The organism is Amycolatopsis albidoflavus, from assembly GCF_039525725.1.
GTDB lineage: Bacteria > Actinomycetota > Actinomycetes > Mycobacteriales > Pseudonocardiaceae > Amycolatopsis > Amycolatopsis albidoflava.
Genome location: NZ_BAAAHV010000012.1, coordinates 175,003 through 194,614, shown reverse-complemented (window position 1 = coordinate 194,614; position 19,612 = coordinate 175,003). Strand labels below are relative to the sequence as shown.

The following is a 19,612-nucleotide window of genomic DNA, read 5'->3' as shown; positions in this document are numbered from 1 at the left end:
TCAGACCAGCTCCTTCCCCGCCGGCTCCCACGACGCCGCCCGCTCGACGATCAGCTCGGCCTTGCGGGTCAGCAACTGGTCCATCGACGGCGCCTCGCCGGCCACGACGTCGCACAGCGCTTGCAGGGTCAACTCCGCGTCGAGGTCCTCCTGCGGCGTGACCGGGCGCAGCGCGCGGGTGATCTCGACCATGTAGCCGTTCGGGTCGTGCGTGTAAATCGATTCGATGGTCTCGTGCATGACCTGCATTTCCACCGGCCACTCGGATTCGTCCAAGCGGCGGCGGTACTCCAGCAGGTCTTCCTCGTCCTCGACGTTGATCGCGAGATGCCTGCTGTCGGCGAAGAACTTCGGCGTGCCGTGCGGCAGCCGGGCCCAGGCGTCGCCGGGCGCGCTCTGGTCGCCCGCCGGTTCCCAGCCGAAGTAGTAGAAGAACGCCAGCCGGTCGCCGCCGCCGATGTCGAAGAAGAAGTGGATGAAGTCCGGGTGCCGTTCCGGGCCCCAGCCGGCCGCGCAAATGGAGTGGACGATCGGGAACTTGAGCACGTCGCGATAGAACCGGACGGTGGCGGCCGGGTCGAAGGTCGGGAACGCGGCGTGGTCGACCCCGCGCACCCGGTGCACTGGCTTGTCAGTCATGGAAACTCCTTGTCAGACCTGGACGTTGGCGTCGGTGCGCAGCAGCGAACCCGCCCCGGGAAGATCGACGGGCAGGCCGAGGGCGCGCAGGATCGAGTACGCGCCCGCGGTGGCCGCCGACAGCACCGGCAGCCCGAACTCCTCTTCCGCGGGCTGGACGAGGTCGAGCGACGGCATCTGGACGCAGCACGAGATCACCAGCGCGTCGCTGTCGCTCAAGTCGAGTTCGCGGGCAGCGGCCAGCACCGCCTCGCCGGGGATGCAGCCGACCTCGGTGTTGTCCGCGACGCCCAGCGCGCGCCAGCCGGTGATGGTGAATCCTTCGGCCTCGAGGTATTCGACGACCGTGCGCGCTACCGGTTCGGTGTACGGCATGACCAGCGCGACCCGCTTCGCCGCGAGGTCGGTCAGCGCCCGCACCAGCGCGCCGGCGCTGGACAGCACCTTCGTGTCCGATCCGCCGAGCGCTAGCTGCTCGGCGATGCGCAGCTCGGCGTCGCGGTGCTCGCCGGCGCCCATGGCCATCACCGCAACGAGGCAGGCGTAGAGCAGCACGTCCGTCTGCGCGTCGCCGATCTCCAGCACGCACCGCTCGCGCTGCGCGTTCATCGCGCGCAGCTGTTCGGGCGTGACGGCGTGCATCCGCATCCGGCTGGCGTGGAACGAAAACTCGACGCCGTCCACGCGCCGCAGCAGCCGCGGCAGCTCGGTCTCGACGGTCACGTTCGAACTCGGCACGATCAGCCCGACGCGCCGGGAATTGCTGGTCACGAATCCTCCTGGGAGACAGTCACGAAATCGGCCCGGCCGGCGCCGACCGTGGTGGCCGCGAAGGCCCGTGCGGACCGCGGCAGGTCCACTCCGACCGTGCGCCGGGTCTGCAGCCGGAGCCGCTCGGCGAGGTCGACACGGGCCCAGAACTCGCCGGGTTTCCCGGTCACCAGCAGCGGTCCGGCGCCGGCGGCGAGCCGGTCGACGGTCTGGTCGGCGGCTTCTCCCCACACGTCCGGCTCGGTCCACTCGACCTCCTCGACCGGCTGGCCGAGGTCGGCTCGCGGGACCGCCCGCAGGGGAAGCTGGATTCCGTTGCCGCGCAACGGTTGTGCGAGGACCCACTCCGCCGGGTCGCCGGACGGCGCGGCGCCCAGCCACTCCAGTGCGGTGCGCACGACCTCGGGTTCCGACGCGGCGTAGTCGGCCATGGTCAGGTTGCCGGAGCGAGTCATGTAGGACAGGCCCAGCCGCTCGGCCGGCCAATCCGCCCGCCAGCGGTAGGAATCCCACCACCGCTGGCTGCGGCCGGCGAGCTGCTTGAACCGCTCGACCGCCGGCCGGCGCGCCTGCTCGTACGCCGCGAAGGCGGCCGTCACCGAGCCTTCCCCGGCGAGAGCGTCCGCCAGCGCGATCGCGTCTTCCAGAGCCAGCTTGGTACCCGAGCCGAGCGTGTAGTGCGCGGTGTGCGCGGCGTCCCCGAGCAGCACGACGTTCCCGGTGTGCCAGCGCTCGAGGCCGAGGTTGACGAACCGGCTCCACCGCGTGCGGTTCGCGAGCAGTTCCCCGCCGCGCAATTGGCCCGAAAGCACGTTTTCGAGCAGCCGCACGCTCTGCTGGTCCGTTTCTCCGGGCGCGGTCGCCGCGTCGAACTCGCCCAGACCGGCGTCGGTCCAGGTCCGGTCGTCCACTTCGATCAGGAACGTACTGCGGTCCTCGGCGTACGGGTACGCGTGCGTGACGAACAGCTGCTGCCCCCGCCGGACGGACGCGAAGAACGCGGACGAGGCGGCGAACGGCGCGCCGCACCAGACATACCGCGTCCGCCCGAGGCCGGTCCGGACGCCCAGTTCGGCGCTGAGCTTGGCGCGCGTCCCGCTTCCGACGCCGTCCGCCGCGATGACGACGTCGCCGCTCACCGAGCCGAGGTCCGCGTGGGACCCGGCCCGGTACTCGACGCCGACCGCGGTCGCCGCTTCGGTCAGGACTCGCAGCAGCGCGGCGCGACCGACCGCGAGGTTCCGCGCGCCGTGCAGGCAGACGGACCGGTCCTCGGCGGCGAACCGCAGTTCGTGGCCGACGTAACTGACCTCCCGGACCCGGTCCGCGGTCTCCGGATCGGCCTGTTCGAGATTGCGCATCGTGGCCTCGGTCAGACCGACGCCGAACCCGAACGTCCCCTGCGCGCCGTCCATCCGCTCGTGGACGGCCACCTCCAGGGCCGGGTCGCGCAGTTTCAGCAGCCTCGCGGCGTACAGCCCGCCAGGACCGCCGCCGAGCACGTTCACCCGCCGGGTCATCGGGCACTCCCTTCGGCCAGTTTCGCCTGGACGTCCTCGCGCAGCCGGTTCTTCGCGACCTTGCCGACGTTCGTCAGCGGCAGCGCGGGCACGACCTCGACGCGCTCGGGCAGTTTGTATTTGGCCAGCCCGCGGGCAAGCAGGTGCGCGCCCAGTGTTTCGACCGTCAGCGGCGGCGCGCCGTCCTCCAGCACGAGATAAGCGCAGGCCCGCTCTCCCAGCACCGGATCGGGCATCGCGACGAGCGCGGCGGTGACCACGTCCGGATGCGCGACGATGATCTCCTCCACTTCTTCGGCGAAGATCTTCTCGACGCCGCGGTTGATCACGTCCTTGATCCGGCCGTCGATCGAGTAGCTGACGCCCTCCGCGGCGACGTGCCGCCGGGCCAGATCGCCGGTGCGGTAGAAGCCGTCGGGCGTGAACGCGGTCCGGTTGTGCTCGTCGGCGCGGTAGTAGCCGCGGATCGTGTACGGCCCGCGCGCGGCGAATTCCCCGACCTCGCCGTCCGGCACCTCGTCCTCGGACACCGGGTCGAGAATCCGGATTTCGTCGGCCGCGGAGATCGGCGCGCCGACCGTGTGGTGGCGCACCGCCTCGTCCGCTCCGGCGGGCGTGACCAGGAACATCCCTTCCGCCATGCCGAACATCTGGCGGATCCGGATGCCCAGCTCGTCGCGCAGCCGCTCGGCGACCTCGGCCGGCAACCGCTGTCCGCCGACGACGAAATCGCGAAGGCCGGAGAAGTCTGTCCGCTGGGCCCGTGGCGATTCGAGCAGCCGGACCGCGAGCGCGGGCGGGACGAGCGGCAGCACGTCCGGCTGGTGTTCGGCGACGAGCTCGAGGACGGTGTCGACGTCCGCCGAGGGCGCGAGCACGAGCGTCGCGCCGGTGAAGATCGACGGCTGGAGCGCGAGCGAAATCCCGGCGTTGTGCATGAGCGGCAACGGATAGAGCACTCTGGAGTCCTCGTCCATCGCCATCGCGGCGGCCCAGGCGCGCGCGTTGTAGGCGTATTCCTCGTGCAGCCGCGGCGCGACCTTCGGCAAGCCCGTCGTGCCGCCGGAAAGCTGGAAGACCGCGGGCCGGAGCAGGTCGGATTCGAGATAGGGCAACGGTTCCCGGACTGGCTCGCGCACCAGCCGGTCATAGGCGGGCGCCGTCCCGATCGGCTCGCCGCGGCACGTCACCACCTCGGCGACCGATCCCTCGGCGAGAAGCTGCTCGGCCTGAGTGCGCAGCCGTCCGTCGCGGAAGTCGGCCTGCACGAGGAGCGTGCGGGCGCCGACGTGCGCGGCGAGCAGGCCGATCTCGCGTGTTCCGTGCTGCGGCAGCGTGCACACTGGCGGCGCGGCGGCGAACAAGCAGCCCAGGTAGGCGACGACCGTCTCGGCGACGTTCCCCATCTGGAACATCACCGGCTCGCCCGGCCGGGCAGCGCCGGAGCGAAGCAGCCCCGCCGCGAACCGCTGGGCTTCGTCGAACAGGTCGTCGTAGGTCCACGCGCGGCCCTCGGCCAGGAGCGCGGTCCGCGTCCCGTGCCGGCGGGCGGACTCGAGCAGTTCCGCCGGCAGCGACCGCCCCGCCCAGAACCCGGCACGCCGGTACGCAAGCACGCTGACCTCGTCGTACGGGGTCGTCGGTGGTGCAGGTGGAGGCAACGTCATGCGGATGACGGTAAGCCGGTCCGAGCGAAAGTTCAATAGCTGTGTCGAAAGTTCGACACATGTGTCACTTGCGCGCCAGGCTGGCCCAGGACACCAAAAAGGCCGTGCGGCGCTGGTGCGCCGCACGGCCCAAGCAGGATCCCGGTCAGCCTTCGAGACGGTCCAGGAGCGCGCGGATCTGGTCGATCGTCTTGGCGTCCTGCCGTCCGCGCCCGGTGTTGTCGCCTGCGGCGAGCATCGACGTCGCCAACCCGGTGATCGTCGCGACGACCGCTTCGACGTCCGAGCCGGACCGGAACCACCAGGCGACCCAGTTGCACATGCCCAGCAGCGACAACGCGGCGGTGCGCGCGTCGACCGGGCGGAACTCGCCGGTTTCGACGCCCGCCTCCACCAGCGCGGTGAATTCGCGCAGGACAGTGCGTTTCGCCTCGAGATGCTCGCCCGCGAGCGGTTCCGGCAGGATCGACTCGGAGCGGTCGAGAATGCGGAACTGGTCGGAATGCTCGGCCCGCTGCCGCACGATCAGCCCGACCACGTCGGCGACCTTCTCCGACGGCGCGAGATCGTCACGCGCCTTGAACTGCGCGAGCACCTCCGCGAAACCGTTGGTGACCTGTTCGACGAGCATCGCGAGCAGGTCTTCCTTCTTGCTCACGTAGTGATACAGCGCGGGCCGCGAAATGTTCAGCGCGTTCGCGATGTCCAGCAGACTGGTCGCCTCGTAGCCCTTTTCCGCGAACAGCCGGGTCGCGGTGTCGAGCAGTTCCGACGTCACCAGCGTGCGGCGCAACTCGCTGCGTTTTCCCTTACCCCGCTCTGCCGTGGACATGATCCGCAGCTTACCCGCGGGCTCACCGCACGCCGTGGATGCCGTGCGCGCCGAGCCAGCCGACGATCTCGTTCAGGTAGTCGGCACCGCCGTAGCCGAGCAGCGTGGCGTGGCCGGTGTTCTGCACGATGTACTTGGTGAACACGCCCGGCCGGTAGTAGCCCGACTCGTTCGCGGACATCGGATCGGTGTCGCAGTCGTCGGTGGTGCCGCACCAGATCTTGTCGTACTGGCCGGGCGACCACAGGATCGGCGCGGTGATGTTCTTGGTCTGGTCGGTGTAGGTGCGCAGGGTGATGTCCGCGAGCTCGGTCGCCGACATGGTGTCCTTCGTCGCGTCCTCGACGGTCAGCTGCTGCGGGTCGAAAGTGGACGCGGGGCCGTAGAAAATGGTGCGGCGGCCCGGAATGCTGGTGAGATACGCGGGATCGACCGCCCACGGCCGGCCGGAGAACTTCGGGTCCAGCAGCGCGGGGTAGGCGAAACTGCCCAGCCGCGCGGTCGAAGCCGGGGTCAGCAGCCCGTGCCCGACGGCGTGCACCATCAGCGCGTCGACGTCGTGGAAGGTGCCTGCCTCGACCTGCGAGGTGAGGCCGCCCATCGAGTACCCGTTCAGCGTGACAGTGCCGAACTGCGTGCCCAGGCCGCCTTGGCGCAGGTACTGCACGATCTGATGCGTGGTGTTCGCGGCGACGTCGAAGTTCATGCTCGCGCCGAGCGGATGATCGCTGTGGCCGTACCCGATCCGGTCGAGGTTCAGGGTCGTGAAACCGCGCTGGGTCATGTAACGGACGTAGTTGTAGCGGTCCGGCTGGTACGGCCAGTCGTAGTAAGTGTGGTCGTAGGTCCCGCCGTGGATCAGGATCTGCACCGGCTGCTTGCCCAGCAGTGCCGGGTCGGAGGTGCACAGCTGACCGAATTCCTTGAGCACGGCGGAACTTCCGGGCTCGGTGACCGGGAAGAAATAGTTGCGGCACTGCGCTCCGCTCGCCGAGCTCACGCCCGGCAGGTCGGCCGCCGCCGGGGCGCCGGGCAGCCCCGGCACCGCCTTCGGGGTCAGCGGCCAGCTGTCGGCCGCGCTCGCGACAGCCGCGGCACCGGCCAGCGCGAGCACCGCGGCGGACGCCACCGCAGCCATCCGGGAAAAACGTCGTTGCACGCTGCGCACGGTGGTCTCCCTTCGACAGGCGGGCTCCGTTGCCCACCCTGTTACAGGTGTGTCATGTTATCGACACGCGTGTCGAAGTCAAGGGTCGGTGCAGGTGAAAGCGCTGCGTCCGCCATTCGGGCGGTATGGACGCAGCACCGGAGGTGTTCCGCCGGTGCTGCTGGACTGGTAAGCCGCTGAGATGCCCTCGATCGCTTCCGCGGATCTGCTCTGTCGACCGGGAGTTCCGTCGGCCGCGTCCGCATGCCTTGCCAGCCAGCCAGTTTCAGGGTGAACTGCTCGGTTTCGGCCGCTGCGTGGCCGTCGGCGCGGTGAAATGATTGCCGGAATTCTTGTGCAGATGGCAAAAGTGAATTGGCGTGACCGAAGACGTCTTGGGCCGGGCATGGTGCGGGCAAAGGGAATCCGACCGCCCGCACCCGCCGTCATTCGGGGGTACCGGGCATCGCCGAGGCGTCGAACGAGAGCAGTTCCCAGCTGTGGCCGTCCGGGTCGTCCACCGCGCGGTTGTAGAGCCAGCCCATGTCCTGCGGCGGGCGCGGCTCGGACCCGCCTGCCTTCACGGCGGCGTCGGCCAGCCGGTCGACCTCCTCCTTCGACTCGGCGGGCACCGCGAGGATCGACTCGATCGCACCGGAAGCTACCGGCCGCGAGGTGAACTGGGCGAACTGCTCGTGGGTCATGAGCTGTACGGTCACCGCCTCGCCGAGGGCGACCTGTGCGGACGTCTCGTCGGTGAACTGCGGGTTGAGCTCGCCGCCCAGCGCCGTGTAGAACGCCGTGCTCGCCTCCAGGTCGGCGACCGGCAGGTTGACATAGATCTGCGTGAAAGCCATTGGTGCTCCTCGGTTCCGGCAGCCGGGCGTTCCGGCTGGGTACGAACCTACGGCGCTACCTCGGCGTCGGTCTTGTACAGGAGCGACACCATCTCTCCGGGGTCTGGACGTCGCAGCTGGGTCGCCGTCCGGCCGACGAAGCGGGTCAGCGACCGCGCCAGATGGGGCTGGTCGTGATACCCGACGAGATGCACGACGTCGGTCGCCGCGACGCCCTGGCGCAGCAGCATCGTGGCCCGTCGCGCCCGCTCGATCTGCCGGATCATGCCCTGCGTCAAGCCGGTGGCCGCGGCGACCCGGCGCTGCACCGAGCGCGGGGTGACCAGCACCGGCCGCTCCCCGGCGAGGACGTCGGTCACCAGCGGGTCCCGCGCCAGCAGCCCCGCCCGGACCAGGCGGTCTACGAACGTCTCCGCGTTCTCGTAGGTGGGGATCTCCCACTCGGTGTTCTGCAGCACGAACGAGCGCGGCGTCGTGTACGGGCTCGACACGGTGCCGTCCACAAGGCCGCCCACGGGCAGATTCCGCAGAAAGGCGCCGTGCCGGAAGATCACGCCGAAGGCGCTGCCCAGCCCGCCGCCCAGCGGAACCACGGTGGGCCGCGTCTCGGGACCGCGGACCGAAACGGCGGTCACCCCGGCCGAGGCCCACACCAGCAGCTCCCAGTTCGAGTTCACGACCGACACCATGCGTTCCGGCGCGAAACCGCCCTGCCCGCCGTCCGGTCCCACCCGGTACACGCCCTCGACATAGGGCGAGTCCGACACCCGGTACTCCAGCCCTGGAATTCCCTCAACCCGGTCGAGCGACACGCCGGGCATCGTAGCGCGCGGCATGCGCCGTCAGCTCCCGACGAGCACCCGCACGAAGAAGAACGAGCCGACGCAGAACACCCCCATGACGACGAACAAGCACCCCAGCATGGCCCGGCTGGTCTTCTCCACCGGATACGACTCCGCCGGCGAGCCGGGATTGACGCACACCGGCAAAGTTTGCCGGAGCGGCAGCGGCCGGCTCTTGCTCCAGATCGTCTTGCCCTGATACGTCCGGCCGTCCGGACCGGCATACTGGTAGACGCTGAGGTACGAAGGCAAGGAGTCGTCACCGGAGCCCGCCCCGGGCACGGCCTGGTGGCCGACGACCACAGCCGCGACGTGCGGCCAGGTGCGCATCCCCTTCTCCCGGTGCCGGAGCTTGCGCAGCTGGAACACCGAGACCAGGACCATTATCAGGACGAAGCCGCCCCAGCAGCTCCACACCACAGTCTGCACAGTGGTCACGAACCCGGCCTTCCTCGCACGGCATCCGCCGATCAGGGAAAGACCGGCGCGCCTGCCAGTGCTTCGAGGCCGCCGAAGGCCGCACGGTTCCCTCCTGGCCCCGAACACGCCCCTCGAAACTGGCAGCTGATCTGATCGACGTTGCTGGCGACCCTGTCGCGGGCGCAAGGAAGTCCGAGACCTGGCGTTCCTGGCCGTCGTCCCGATCTGATCGCCGATGGTCGGCATTTCCGCCGTCCCCAGACCGCACCGGATGTCACGATGATCGTTTCATGTCGTACCGCCGAACCGCCGTCCTGCTGGGCGCCCTTGCTCTTCTCACCGCCGCGTGCTCGTCGTCGCCCGAGGTCGCGGCGCCGGTGCTCGGCGGATCGCTGGTGGTGGCCGGCAAGGACAAGGCCGGGCAGCCCGCGGTGTGGCGGGTGACCGAAGGCGCCGCGATGCCGTTGCTGTCCGGGAACACGGCGCCGAAGCTGCCCGCCGTGGCGTTGTCGCCGGACGGCCGCACGCTCGCCTACGTCAACGGCGCTGGCCGGATCGTGCTGCACGACGTCGGCGCCGGCACCGAGATCGTCGCCCAAGCCTCGGTGACCGGTCCGCTGTGCGCGACCTGGGCGCCCGACAGCGCGCACTTCGCGATCACCGCCGAACAAGGGGTTTCCACAACCGACCGCAAGGGCGTAGTGACCGGCCTCATCACCCGGCCCAGCGGCTTTTACCACGAGACCGGACCCGGCTCCTCGGGCGACTCCCGGGAGGTCGTGTCCGGGATGACGTGTGCCCGCTGGACCGACCCGGACACGGTGATCCTCGGCCGCTACAACGGCGATCTGCCCTCGACGATCCCGACCGGCGGCGGCGCGCTCGCGCCGAACACGACAGTCGTCGGCCACGTCGCCGCGGGCACTGCCCAGGACCTGCCCCAGATGGAAAACCTCCTGCACACCTGCCAGGGGCACGCGCTGCTGCACCGGGCGCCCGATCCGATCGTGACCGGCCCGACGCTTCTCGCGGACGCCTCCGACCTGTCGCGCACCACCGAAGTGCCGCTGGGCGCTGGCGACGAAGCGTGGTTCTTCCAGCCGGGAACCTGCGCGCTCGTGGTCGTTTCGCACCCGGGCGACGAAGACAGCTACGACTACACCGTCAAGCTGTTCGATCCGGTCACCGGCCAGCAACGCAGCTCCCGGACGCTGCCGATGGCGCTGGGCGGCGACAGCGGCATCCGCGAACCCTCCGGCGGAACCTCGTTCGTCCCGTCTCCGGCGCCGGGCGCACTCGCCGCGGCGTACGCGGACGCCAACACGCACCAGTTGATCGTGGCGGACCTGACGACCGGCGGCAGCCGCCGTCTGGACGGGCCGTGGAGCGAGGCCACGCAGGTGCTCGGCTGGACCGCCGGCGCGAGCACCACCGGGTAGCACCCGGCGACCGCACGAAGCGAGCGAATCCGGCTGCACCGGCTACCGGCTGTGCGGCGCGGTTTCCGGAAACCGCGCCGCACAGCGGGAATCAGCTGAACGAGATCTCGGCACTGGCCCCGGTCTGGTGGTCCTGGGTGATGCCGATCCGGCAGGCGACCTTCGTGCAGTCCACCGTGCTCACCGGTTTGCCGGTCTCCGGGTCGGTGCCCTGGAACGTGGCGTGCACGGCGAGCGAGTGCTTCACGGTCCCGGAGGAATCCGACTTCACCTGCGTCAGCGTGTCGCTGTCGCACAGGATCTCCGAGCCGACCGTGGCGCACTGGCCCACGAAGGTGTCCGTGTCGGCGCGGAAGCCGGTGCCGGTGGCGGCTACCTGCTGACCGTCCGACAGACCGGTCGACGGGCTCACCGAAACCGCCGGCCCGGCAGCCGACGCGGGGGACGCGGCGAGCGCGAGCGCTGCCGCCGCGGCGGCGAGCGGGGCGGCCGCCTTCACCAGCAGGGGCAGGGATTTCTGTCGATCGCGAAACATGCGGAACAAGCTCCTTCCACTGTGGACAAACGTTGGCAATGGAGAATTCCGACGGTGACTTGGCAACATTCCGCCATTGTCGGCAAAGATCAACGGTGACAGTCCGGTCACTGGCTGTCAACGGCCGGAAACCGTTGCGGGCGAACGTCTTCCCGGCTTGCACAGTGCTGGCCCGCACGCGGGAGGCGGCTCTACCGTGGCGGGGTGCCTCAGCAACCGCCGCCGCCGGACGACCTTCCCCGGCTCGAAATCCGCGACCTGCGCAAGACCGAACGGCTCGCCGCCGCCGGGCTCACCGCCCGTGCGATGCGCGACAACCCCACCACTTACGCGATGTTCGGGGCCGAGCCGCTCGACCGGCTGGCCGGAATGCAAGCGGTGTGGACCGCGTTCTTCCACCGGCAGGCGCCCCCGCAGCTGGGCGCGTTCTACCGCGGCTGCCTCGTCGGCACCGCCGCGGCCAGCCCGCCGGGACACTGCATCGGCAGCACTTTTCCCGGCGACGCCGCGAAAATAGCGACCGGGCCGGCGCCCTCGGCGGGCGACCCGGCGATCGGCGACTACGTGCGCGCCCACTATGTGCTGCACGACCTCGCCGAGCCGCACTGGCACGTCGGGCCGGTCGGCGTCGAACCGCGGTTTCAGGGCCGCGGCATCGGCGAATCCCTGATGCGCGCGCTGATCGCCATCATGGACGCCGACGGCAGCCCGTCCTGGGGCGAGACCGACACCGAGGCCAACGTCCGCTTTTACCGCGCGCTCGGCTGGGACCTCGACCGCACCGTCACGGTCAGCGGCATCGACCTGTGGTTCCTCGGCCGGACCGCACCCGGCGCCGAGGCCGGCGCGGCCGGGCGTGCAACTGGCGGTCGTCCGCAGTCGATCACCTCAGGCTGACCGGAAGGGGACGACCATGCTTGCCGGAGCACATCCGTGGCCGCCGGAATTCGCCGCCCGGTACCGTGCCGAGGGCTACTGGACCGGGGAGACGCTCGCCGACCTCGGGCGGAACTGGGCCCGCGCCGACGGCATGAGGACCGCGATCGTCGGCGGCGAACGCCGCGTCGGATACGCCGAACTCGACCGGCGTGCCGACGAACTGGCCGCCGGGCTCGCCGAACTCGGACTGTGCCCCGGAGACCGGGCCATCGTGCAACTGCCCAACACCGTCGCGTTCGTCGAGGTCACTCTGGCGCTGTTCCGGCTGGGCGTCGTGCCGGTGTTCGCCCTGCCCGCGCACCGCGCGCTGGAAATCGGCAGCTTCGCCGAACTCACCGGCGCCCGCGCGTATTTCGGGCCGGCCGAGCACGGCGGATTCGACTACCGGGCGCTGGCCCGAGAGGTCGCCGCGAACGCCCCGGACCTCGAATTCGTCGTGACAGACGGAGATCCGGGCGAGCACCTCCGCCTCGCCGACTTGTCCGCCCAGCCGCGACCGCTGCCTTCGCCGCGCGGCGAGGACGTGGCGTTCCTGCTGCTGTCCGGCGGCACGACCGACGTGCCGAAGCTGATCCCCCGAACCCACGACGACTACGCCTGCCAGCTGCGCGCCTGCGCCGAAGTGCTTTCGGTGGACCAAAACAGCGTGTACCTCGCGGCGCTGCCCGCCGGCCACAACGCCGCGCTGGGCTGTCCGGGCGTACTCGGCACCCTGCGCGCGGGCGGGCGCGTCGTGCTCAGCCCGACGCCGAGCCCCGACGACGCGTTGCCGCTGATCGAAGCCGAAGGCGTGACGCTGACGACGCTCATGCCGTCGCTGCTGCCGGTGTGGTTCGAACTCGCCCCGCTGTTCGGGGCCGACCTGAAGAAGGTCCTGCTTGAGGTCGGCGGCGCCGCGCTGCGCCCGGAACTCGCGCGGGAGATGACGGACGCCGGATGCCGGATCACCCAGTGGTTCGGGATGGCCGAGGGAGTGCTGTGCTGCACCCGCCTCGACGCCCCGGCGGACACCGTCGCCACCACCCAGGGCACTCCCCTGTTCGCCGCGGACGAGCTGATGGTGCTCGACGAGGACGGAAACGCCGTCGCACCAGGCGAAGAGGGCGAACTGCTCTACCGCGGTCCGTGCACGCTGCGCGGCTACTACCGGGCCGACGCGCACAACGCGCGGTCCTTCACTCCCGACGGATTCTTCCGCACCGGCGACTTGGTGCGGCTCACCCCGCGCGGCGAACTGCAGGTGACTGGACGGATCAAGGACATCGTCAACCGCGGCGGCGAGAAGGTCGGCGCGCAGGAGCTGGAAGCGCTGCTGGAACGCCACCCCGGCGTGGCGACGGCGGCGGTCGTCGCGGAACCGGACCCCGGCCTCGGCGAGCGCATCCGCGCGTTCGTCGTGCCCGCCGCGGCGCCGCCGAAACTCGAAGAGCTGCGCACCTTTCTGCACGAACAGGGCGCGGCCGCCTACAAACTGCCGGACCGGCTGGACGTCGTCGCCGAACTGCCGATGACCGGCGCGCAGAAAATCGACAAGAAACGGCTGCTGCGGGAGGCCCGGCCATGACGGTGCACCGGCTCACCGGGACGACGCATCGGGAAACGCATTGCTTCGTCTGCAGTCCCACCAACGAATCCGGGCTGCGCATCCCCTTCGACTACGACGACGTCGCGAAGGAGGTGCACGCCCGGTTCAGCTTCGGCGAGGGCCAGTCCGGCGCGCCGACCTTCGTGCACGGCGGGATCGCGCTCGCGGTGCTGAACGAGGCGATGGCTTGGGCGGTGGTGAGCGAAACGGGCGATTTCGCCGTGGCCGCCTCGATGACGACGGACTTCCGGCGTCCCTTGCGCATCGGGTCGGGCTACTCCGTCCGGGCGGCCGTGCTTGCGCGTGACACCGGGGAAGTGCGCGCCGAAGCGATGATCACCGACGACTCGGCGCGCGAGTGCACGCACGCGCAAGCGCGGTTCCGCGTGCTCTCCGCCGCGACCGCGGAGCGCCTCAAAGCCCGGGTGGCTCGGCCTTGATCTCGCTCCAGCCCTCGTCCAGTTCGACGTCGTCGCTCAGGTGCTGCCAGAACGTCCATTGGTGCCCGCCGGGATCGGTGACCATCGCGATCCGCGCGCCGTAAGGCTTGTCCTCCGGAGCGACCCCGTCGACGCCGGCCGCCCGGATCCGTTCCCACTGCGCGTCTACATTGTCGACGTACACAATGCACATGTGCCCCACCGGGCCGGGCACGCCCTGGGCGGCCCAATAGCCCGGATCCGCGCCGTGCAAGGAGATCTGCGCGTCGCCCGCCCGCATTTCGGCTTCGCGCACCACTCCGCTCTCGTCGGCGTACCGCGCGACCTCGGCGAACCCGAACACTTCGGCCAGCCACTCCAGCGCGGCCGCGGCGTTCTCGTAGTACAAATACGGGCCGATTCCTCGGAATCCGGCCTTGTCGTTGTCTGCCATGGCGATCCCCCGGTCGTCTGTTGCGGCGGCACTGGCTCCGCCGCCACTATATGGCAAGCCGATCTTCCCTGGAGGGACTGTCATGGTCGAAAGCGGAGGGGCGCCCGCGGGGAAACCCGCGCGCAACGGCGCCGTGCTCGCGGTCGCGTGCCTCGCCCAGCTGATGGTCGTGCTGGACGTGTCCATCGTGAACGTGGCGCTGCCGAGCATGCGCGACAGTCTCGGGCTCAGCCCGGCGGGCCTGCAGTGGGTGGTCAACGCCTACACCGTCGCCTTCGCCGGTTTCCTCCTGCTCGGCGGCCGGTTCGCCGATCTGTTCGGCCGCCGCCGGATGTTCCTGTGCGGGCTCGTGCTTTTCGTCGCGGCGAGCCTCTTCGGCGGTTTCGCGCAGAACGGCACGTGGCTGGTCGTCGCCCGGGCGGTGCAGGGCCTCGGCGGCGCGGTGCTCGCCCCGGCCACGCTCACCGTGGTCACCACCGGGTTCGCCGATCCGGCCTGGCGCACCAAAGCGATCGGCGTCTGGAGCGCGACCTCGGCGGCGGGCGGCGCGGTCGGCTCGGTGATCGGCGGCCTCCTCACCGACGCGGCGGGCTGGCAATGGGTGCTGTTCGTGAACGTGCCGCTCGGCGCGGTCATCCTGCTGCTCGCCCTCGGGTCGCTCACCGAGTTCGCCCCCGGGCGGGACCGGGGCAAACCGGATTTCGCCGGCGCGGTCACCGTCACCGCCGGGCTCGCGGCCGTCATCCTCGGGGTCACCCAGCTCGAGGGGCACGCGTGGGGTTCGCCCGCGGTGCTCGTCCCGCTCCTGGCGGGCGTGCTGCTGCTCGCGGCGTTCGCGGTCGCCGAGACCCGGGCGCCGCGGCCGATCGTGCCGCTGGGCATCTTCCGGCGCGGGAACGTCGGGCCGGCCAACCTGTTCGCCGCGCTCGGCGGGGCCGCCACGGTGGCCGTGTTCTACTTCGTTTCGCTTCTGCTGCAACGGGTTTTCAATTACGACGCGCTGCAGGCCGGCCTCGCGTTCCTGCCCATGTCCGTGACCATCGCGGCGGGCACCGGGATTTCCACCAAACTGCTGCCCGCGCGCGGGCCGAAGCCGCTGCTCATCGCGGGCGGGCTGGTCGCGACCGCGGGCATGGCCTGGCTGGCGCAGTGCCCCGCCGACGGCGGCTTCGCGGCCGACCTGCTCGGGCCGACGCTCGCCATCGGGCTCGGGATGGGACTGGTGATGGTGCCGATCACCGCGGCGGCGACGGCCGGGATCGAACCGGCGGAGGCGGGCCTCGCGTCCGGGATCATCTCCACCACGCGCCAGTTCGGCGGCGCGCTCGGGCTCGCCGTGCTCACCGCGGTCGCCGCGACCACCACCGCGGGCCGGACCGGGCCGGCGGCCGAGACCCTCACCGCCGGGTACACCCGGGCGATGCTCGTCGGCTGCGCGCTGCTGCTCGCTGGGACGCTGGTGGCGTTCCTGATGCCGGGCCGCGCCCGCCAGGCAGCGCCCGCGGAACAGGCCCCCGCGGCGACGGAGTGACGCGTGGGAGACCTGGCTGAGGACACCGCGCTCACCGCGCTGGGCGAGAACACCTTTCAGGCGGAGCTGAGCCGCGACTGGGACCTGATGGGCCCGAACGGCGGATACCTGGCGGCGATCGCGTTGCGCGCGGCGGCCGCGCACGCCGGGCCGGCGCAGCCGCTCAGCCTGTCCTGCCAGTTCCTCGCCCGGCCGAGATTCGGGCCGGTGCACGTGCGGGCGGAGGTGCTGCGGGCCTCGCGGCGCGCGACCGCCGTGCGGGTGCGGATGGAGCAGGGAACGGACCGTCCGGTGCTGGAAGCGCTGGTCTGGGCGGCGCAGTCCGGCCTGTCCGGGCCCAACGCCGACTGGACGCCCGCCCCGTCTGTTCCGGGACCGGACGGCGTGCCTGATCTGCGCACCCATCTCGCCGCCGAGGGACGCGGAGTCCCGGCCTGGCACGGGAACGTGACCCTGCGCGAGCTTTCCGGGCGCACCGGCGCCGCGGAGCGAGAACCCCGGGTGCGCTGCTGGGCCCGGTTCGAGCCGCGCCGGTGCTTCGAGGACTGCTGGGTCGACGCCGGCCGCTCGGTGATCCTGCTCGACAGCCTGCAATGGCCCGCGGTGATGAACGCGTTCCCCGAACGGGAAACGGTGCTGTTCGCCCCGAGCCTCGACCTCTACGTCGCGTTCCACGGGGCTGGCTCGGACAGCGACTGGCTGCTGGTGGAAACGACCGGCACCGCCGCGCACCGCGGCACGTTCCACGGCCGCGGCTCGGTGTGGACCCGCGACGGCAGGCTGCTGGCCTCGGCCGGGCAGCAGATGCTCGGCACCGCGGTGCGGGAGCGGGCGGACCGGCTCTGACCGGCCCGCCCGGCAGCCGGTCACGCAGGCGGCGGAACCGGCACCGTGCCCGGCTGGTAGGTGCCGATCACCCACACGTTGCCCTCCGGGTCGCGCGCCGCGTAGCCGCGGGACGCGCCGAAGTCCTCGTCTTTCAGCTCGCGCACGATCTCCGCGCCGGCGGCCGCCGCGCGGGCGTGGTGCGCGTCCGGGTCGTCGACCACCAGGTACGTGCCCGCCTGGCCGATCTCGGTCGCCAGCCGCGGCCCGTCGCCCGCCGAGTTGACCATCACGGTGTCGCCGCGCCAGCCCAGTTCGGCGTGCACGACGCTGCCGTCCGGGCCCGGCACACGGAAGTTCTCGGTGAACCCGAAGGTCTCCTTGAGCCAGTCGATCGCGGCCGCGGCGTCCCGGTAGAGCAGACACGGGAAGAAGGAAGATTTCTCAGTCATGGCAACGATTTTAGAGTCCCGGACGGGGCCGGGACAGGGCGTGCGACCGACCATCGCGCGGGCAGCCGCACCGGGGTGCGGAACGACGTGTTGGGCACGTACGCGTCCGCGCCCGCCGGTTCGAGGCGCAGGTCCGGGAAGCGGCGGGCGAGCTCTTCGACGAGCACGCGCACCTGGAGCCGGGCGAGGTGCGCACCGAGGCACACGTGGTCCCCGTCGCCGAAAGTCAGGTGCCGCCGGGCGTCGGGGCGGTGCGGGTCGAATTCGCCGGGCCGGTCGAAGGCCCGCTCGTCCCGGTTCGCCGACGCCGTGACGAGCAGCAGGTTCGCCCCGGCGGGCAGGTCCACGCCGCCGAGGGTCGTGGCGTGCCGGGCCCGATGCCGCCAGGACACCACCGCGGGCCGGTAGCGCAGCGACTCCTCCACCGCGTCGGCGGCCAGTTGCGGATCCTCGGCGACGGCGGCCCAGAGACTGGGCCGGGCCGAGAGCTCGCGCACCGCGTGCGCCGCGGCCCCCGAAGTCGTTTCGTGCGCGGCGGTCGATCCGTTGAGCACCAAGGAACGGAGGTAGTTGTCGGAGAACAGCTCGGGATCGCGCCGCTGCGCGCGCACCGCGTGGCCGATCCAGCCCGGCGGAAAGCGCTGTTCGCGCAGCCGGGCCACGAATCCGCCGGTGTACTCCCAATACCGGCCCAGCGCGTCCGCCGACCGCTCCTGTTCCTCTTCGGTGGGCTCGCCCCAGGTGAACCGGGCCTGCGACACGGAAAACTCGTGCACCCGCGGGATGTCCTCGGCGGGAATCCCCATGAACGCCAGAATCACGTGCGACGGCACCGGCCACAGCAGCTCCGCCATCAAATCGGCGTGCCCGCGCTCGGCGAACCGGTCGATGTGCGCGGCGGCGAGTTCCCGGATCCGCGGCTCCCACGCGCGCACCCGCGCCCGGGTGAACGGCCGCGCCAGCGCGCGGCGCCGCCGCCGGTGCCCCGGCTCGTCCTCCACCGCCAGCACCGGGGCTCCGGCGAACCGGTGCCGCACCAGCGCCCGCAGCGCGCGTCGGCCCGGCGGCCGGATCGAGTCCATCGCGTTGGCCGCGGAAAAGGCCGCGGAGTCGGCGAAAACGCGCTGCACGTCGGCGTAGCGGGTCACGATCCAGTGGTCGATGCGCGGGCTGTAGAACACCGGACGTCCGGCGCGCGCCGCGGCGAGCGCCTCCGCCGGATCCTCGTGGTAGGCGCCGCGGAACGGGTCGAACTCCTCGTCGGCGGCGGAGGTGAACGGGCACCCCGCCGGTTCGTCAGTGCGCACGCTGCCGTCCTTCCCGGCGGCCGCCCTCAGCAGGCGACCAGCGATTCGAATTCCGCCCTGCTCGGCCCTTGCGCGCGCGGTTCCGGCACGGCCGTCTCGCCCAGCCTGCGGGTGACCCGGCGGACGACTTCCCGGTCCGACAGCAGCTGGGTCGGGGTGATCAGCAGATGCGCCATCCGGCCCAGCCCCCGTCCCACGACCTCGTCCTCGCTCGCCATCGCCTCCATGCCCGCCATCAGCCGGGCAAACGGATCGCGCGCGTCCTCGTGCCGGGCGCCGCGCAGCCCGGCCTCGATCTTGGCGACGCCGGTCCGGTCCGCGGCCAGCTGCGCACGGAACCACACGCCGAGATGCCGTTCGGTCCACGCGGCGAACCCGGCGACGTAGCCGGCCGGATCGTCTTCCGCCTCCCCCGCGCTCCGCGCCAGCTGCTGCGCGTGCATCAGGGCCATCGCGGCACCGCGGCCGTAGGTGGGATTCGTCTGGATCGCGGCGTCGCCGATCGAAACCAGCCCGCCGATCGCCGGACCGTCCGCGGCGGGCATCCGCTGCCAGCGGTTGTCGATGCCGGACATGGCGTCCACCCCGCCGCGCGGCACACCGCGTTCGGCCCAGCGCGCGGTGTGCGGCACCGCGGCGACGAACCGGTCCCACATCCGCGGATCGCGCAGCGCGTGCCGCAGCCGGTCTTCGGTGGCGAAGGTCAGCGACAGCGAGAAAGTGTCGTTGTCCCCAGGGAAAACCAGCGCCGCGGCGTAGCCGAGGTGCAACGCCAGCGGCCGGTCCATCGGCGGCAGCTCGCGCCCGGGGCTGAGCCGGTAATGCCGGCTCAGGTACACGAATCCGCAGTGCTGCACCTCCGCCGGCGGCAGCGGCGCGCCGAGCATCCGGCGCAGCACCGGCGACCGCCGCCCGGACGCGTCCACCACCAGGCCGCTCGCCAGCCTCCGGCCGTCGTCCAGTTCGACGCCGCGCACCAGCACCGACCCGTCGCCGCCCCGGTCGGCCCGCAGGCCGGTCACCCGGCGCCCGAGCACGAGTTCCACGCCCGCCCGGCGCTCGACGGCTCGCCGCAACACCGCCTCGAACACCGGGCGGCGCGCGGCGAGCGCGTACTCGGCCGGTTCGCCGCGGCCCGCGTCGAACCGGTTCACCGGCGTCTTGCGGACCCCCGCTTCCAGCAGTTCGGCGACCAGCGCCGGTTCCTCTTCGAGCAGCACGCCCACCGCGCGGCCGAGGAACTTGTGCGAATGCCGGAACTGCGGCACCCCGGGCCGCCGCCACGACGCGAACACCTCGTCCGCGCCGCCCTCGGGCCGCGCCGCGTCGCGCTCCACGAGCACCACCTCGTGCCCGCGCCGGGCCGCGAACAACGCCGCGGACAGACCGGCGATCCCGGCACCGACGATGACCATCCGCACCACTTCGCGT

20 protein-coding genes are annotated in these 19,612 nt (G+C 71.4%); 6 read left to right on the top strand and 14 right to left on the bottom strand.

Translation table 11 applies throughout. From position 1 onward, the window contains the following. The 9 genes from ABD156_RS19295 to ABD156_RS19255 form a co-directional block, all read right to left on the bottom strand. On the bottom strand, positions 1-639 hold the full coding sequence (locus ABD156_RS19295) for a VOC family protein (RefSeq protein WP_344275037.1): 639 nt from the start codon (positions 637-639) through the stop codon (positions 1-3). Positions 640-651: 12 nt separating this feature from the next. Further along, the gene (locus ABD156_RS19290; RefSeq protein ID WP_344275034.1) at positions 652-1,410 is read right to left on the bottom strand and encodes a maleate cis-trans isomerase family protein; all 759 of its coding nucleotides are present in this window, start codon (positions 1,408-1,410) and stop codon (positions 652-654) included. Then, positions 1,407-2,930, bottom strand: coding sequence for an FAD-dependent monooxygenase (locus ABD156_RS19285; protein ID WP_344275031.1), 1,524 nt, complete (start codon positions 2,928-2,930; stop codon positions 1,407-1,409). Before ABD156_RS19285 ends, ABD156_RS19290 begins: the two co-directional genes overlap by 4 nt. Continuing rightward, positions 2,927-4,597 (bottom strand): AMP-binding protein, encoded by a 1,671-nt coding sequence (locus ABD156_RS19280; RefSeq protein ID WP_344275028.1) that lies wholly within the window; start codon positions 4,595-4,597, stop codon positions 2,927-2,929. Before ABD156_RS19280 ends, ABD156_RS19285 begins: the two co-directional genes overlap by 4 nt. A gap of 145 nt (positions 4,598-4,742) precedes the next feature. Next, on the bottom strand, positions 4,743-5,429 hold the full coding sequence (locus tag ABD156_RS19275) for a TetR/AcrR family transcriptional regulator (protein WP_344275025.1): 687 nt from the start codon (positions 5,427-5,429) through the stop codon (positions 4,743-4,745). A gap of 22 nt (positions 5,430-5,451) precedes the next feature. Next, positions 5,452-6,597: an alpha/beta hydrolase gene (locus ABD156_RS19270; RefSeq protein WP_344275022.1), complete on the bottom strand. Its 1,146-nt coding sequence runs from the start codon at positions 6,595-6,597 to the stop codon at positions 5,452-5,454. 425 nt (positions 6,598-7,022) lie between these two features. Continuing rightward, a complete protein-coding gene (locus ABD156_RS19265; RefSeq protein WP_344275019.1) occupies positions 7,023-7,433 on the bottom strand; it encodes a VOC family protein in 411 nt (136 codons plus the stop codon). A 47-nt stretch (positions 7,434-7,480) separates the two neighbouring features. Continuing rightward, positions 7,481-8,269: an AraC family transcriptional regulator gene (locus ABD156_RS19260; protein WP_344275016.1), complete on the bottom strand. Its 789-nt coding sequence runs from the start codon at positions 8,267-8,269 to the stop codon at positions 7,481-7,483. Between the two features lie 6 nt (positions 8,270-8,275). Beyond that, positions 8,276-8,713, bottom strand: a complete 438-nt coding sequence (locus ABD156_RS19255; protein WP_344275013.1) for a DUF3592 domain-containing protein — start codon at positions 8,711-8,713, stop codon at positions 8,276-8,278. A gap of 272 nt (positions 8,714-8,985) precedes the next feature. Here ABD156_RS19255 and ABD156_RS19250 point away from each other — a divergent pair, with 272 nt between their 5' ends. Next, entirely contained in the window at positions 8,986-10,134 is a 1,149-nt protein-coding gene (locus ABD156_RS19250; protein ID WP_344275010.1) for a TolB family protein, read from the top strand. A 91-nt stretch (positions 10,135-10,225) separates the two neighbouring features. Here ABD156_RS19250 and ABD156_RS19245 read toward each other — a convergent pair whose 3' ends face one another. Further along, on the bottom strand, positions 10,226-10,669 hold the full coding sequence (locus ABD156_RS19245; protein WP_344275007.1) for an enediyne antibiotic chromoprotein: 444 nt from the start codon (positions 10,667-10,669) through the stop codon (positions 10,226-10,228). A 204-nt stretch (positions 10,670-10,873) separates the two neighbouring features. Here ABD156_RS19245 and ABD156_RS19240 point away from each other — a divergent pair, with 204 nt between their 5' ends. Genes ABD156_RS19240 through ABD156_RS19230 form a run of 3 tightly spaced genes read left to right on the top strand, consistent with a single transcriptional unit; the run spans position 10,874 to position 13,633 of the window. Next, entirely contained in the window at positions 10,874-11,566 is a 693-nt protein-coding gene (locus ABD156_RS19240; protein WP_344275004.1) for a GNAT family N-acetyltransferase, read from the top strand. A 16-nt stretch (positions 11,567-11,582) separates the two neighbouring features. After that, entirely contained in the window at positions 11,583-13,172 is a 1,590-nt protein-coding gene (locus tag ABD156_RS19235; RefSeq protein ID WP_344275001.1) for a (2,3-dihydroxybenzoyl)adenylate synthase, read from the top strand. After that, positions 13,169-13,633 (top strand): PaaI family thioesterase, encoded by a 465-nt coding sequence (locus tag ABD156_RS19230; RefSeq protein ID WP_344274998.1) that lies wholly within the window; start codon positions 13,169-13,171, stop codon positions 13,631-13,633. The genes ABD156_RS19235 and ABD156_RS19230 overlap by 4 nt, the downstream gene beginning before the upstream one ends. Here the strand turns inward: ABD156_RS19230 and ABD156_RS19225 are convergent. Then, positions 13,608-14,066 (bottom strand): VOC family protein, encoded by a 459-nt coding sequence (locus ABD156_RS19225; RefSeq protein WP_344274995.1) that lies wholly within the window; start codon positions 14,064-14,066, stop codon positions 13,608-13,610. The genes ABD156_RS19230 and ABD156_RS19225 overlap by 26 nt on opposite strands. Positions 14,067-14,148: 82 nt before the next feature. On the opposite strand from ABD156_RS19225, the gene ABD156_RS19220 reads away from it, so the two are divergent. Both ABD156_RS19220 and ABD156_RS19215 read left to right on the top strand, forming a co-directional pair. After that, positions 14,149-15,597 carry an MFS transporter gene (locus ABD156_RS19220; protein ID WP_344274992.1) on the top strand — a complete coding sequence of 483 codons (1,449 nt, stop codon included), beginning with the start codon at positions 14,149-14,151 and terminating at the stop codon, positions 15,595-15,597. 3 nt (positions 15,598-15,600) lie between these two features. Beyond that, entirely contained in the window at positions 15,601-16,443 is an 843-nt protein-coding gene (locus tag ABD156_RS19215) for an acyl-CoA thioesterase (protein ID WP_344274989.1), read from the top strand. Between the two features lie 20 nt (positions 16,444-16,463). Here ABD156_RS19215 and ABD156_RS19210 read toward each other — a convergent pair whose 3' ends face one another. From ABD156_RS19210 to ABD156_RS19200, 3 genes are read right to left on the bottom strand one after another with little or no spacing between them, the layout of a single operon-like run. Continuing rightward, a complete protein-coding gene (locus ABD156_RS19210) occupies positions 16,464-16,874 on the bottom strand; it encodes a VOC family protein (protein WP_067588281.1) in 411 nt (136 codons plus the stop codon). Continuing rightward, complete coding sequence (locus tag ABD156_RS19205; RefSeq protein WP_344274984.1) at positions 16,871-18,181, bottom strand: cytochrome P450; 1,311 nt, start codon at positions 18,179-18,181, stop codon at positions 16,871-16,873. The genes ABD156_RS19210 and ABD156_RS19205 overlap by 4 nt, the downstream gene beginning before the upstream one ends. 26 nt (positions 18,182-18,207) lie before the next feature. Further along, a complete protein-coding gene (locus ABD156_RS19200) occupies positions 18,208-19,596 on the bottom strand; it encodes an NAD(P)/FAD-dependent oxidoreductase (protein WP_344277602.1) in 1,389 nt (462 codons plus the stop codon). Between the last annotated feature and the right edge of the window lie 16 nt (positions 19,597-19,612).

Coding starts and splice junctions, on each gene's coding strand:
- ABD156_RS19295 (WP_344275037.1), bottom strand. CDS start 639: ATGACTGACAAGCCAGTGCACCGGGTGCGCGGGGTCGACCACGCCGCG.
- ABD156_RS19285 (WP_344275031.1), bottom strand. CDS start 2,930: ATGACCCGGCGGGTGAACGTGCTCGGCGGCGGTCCTGGCGGGCTGTAC.
- ABD156_RS19280 (WP_344275028.1), bottom strand. CDS start 4,597: ATGACGTTGCCTCCACCTGCACCACCGACGACCCCGTACGACGAGGTC.
- ABD156_RS19275 (WP_344275025.1), bottom strand. CDS start 5,429: ATGTCCACGGCAGAGCGGGGTAAGGGAAAACGCAGCGAGTTGCGCCGC.
- ABD156_RS19265 (WP_344275019.1), bottom strand. CDS start 7,433: ATGGCTTTCACGCAGATCTATGTCAACCTGCCGGTCGCCGACCTGGAG.
- ABD156_RS19260 (WP_344275016.1), bottom strand. CDS start 8,269: ATGCCGCGCGCTACGATGCCCGGCGTGTCGCTCGACCGGGTTGAGGGA.
- ABD156_RS19250 (WP_344275010.1), top strand. CDS start 8,986: ATGTCGTACCGCCGAACCGCCGTCCTGCTGGGCGCCCTTGCTCTTCTC.
- ABD156_RS19245 (WP_344275007.1), bottom strand. CDS start 10,669: ATGTTTCGCGATCGACAGAAATCCCTGCCCCTGCTGGTGAAGGCGGCC.
- ABD156_RS19235 (WP_344275001.1), top strand. CDS start 11,583: ATGCTTGCCGGAGCACATCCGTGGCCGCCGGAATTCGCCGCCCGGTAC.
- ABD156_RS19230 (WP_344274998.1), top strand. CDS start 13,169: ATGACGGTGCACCGGCTCACCGGGACGACGCATCGGGAAACGCATTGC.
- ABD156_RS19225 (WP_344274995.1), bottom strand. CDS start 14,066: ATGGCAGACAACGACAAGGCCGGATTCCGAGGAATCGGCCCGTATTTG.
- ABD156_RS19220 (WP_344274992.1), top strand. CDS start 14,149: ATGGTCGAAAGCGGAGGGGCGCCCGCGGGGAAACCCGCGCGCAACGGC.
- ABD156_RS19210 (WP_067588281.1), bottom strand. CDS start 16,874: ATGACTGAGAAATCTTCCTTCTTCCCGTGTCTGCTCTACCGGGACGCC.
- ABD156_RS19200 (WP_344277602.1), bottom strand. CDS start 19,596: ATGGTCATCGTCGGTGCCGGGATCGCCGGTCTGTCCGCGGCGTTGTTC.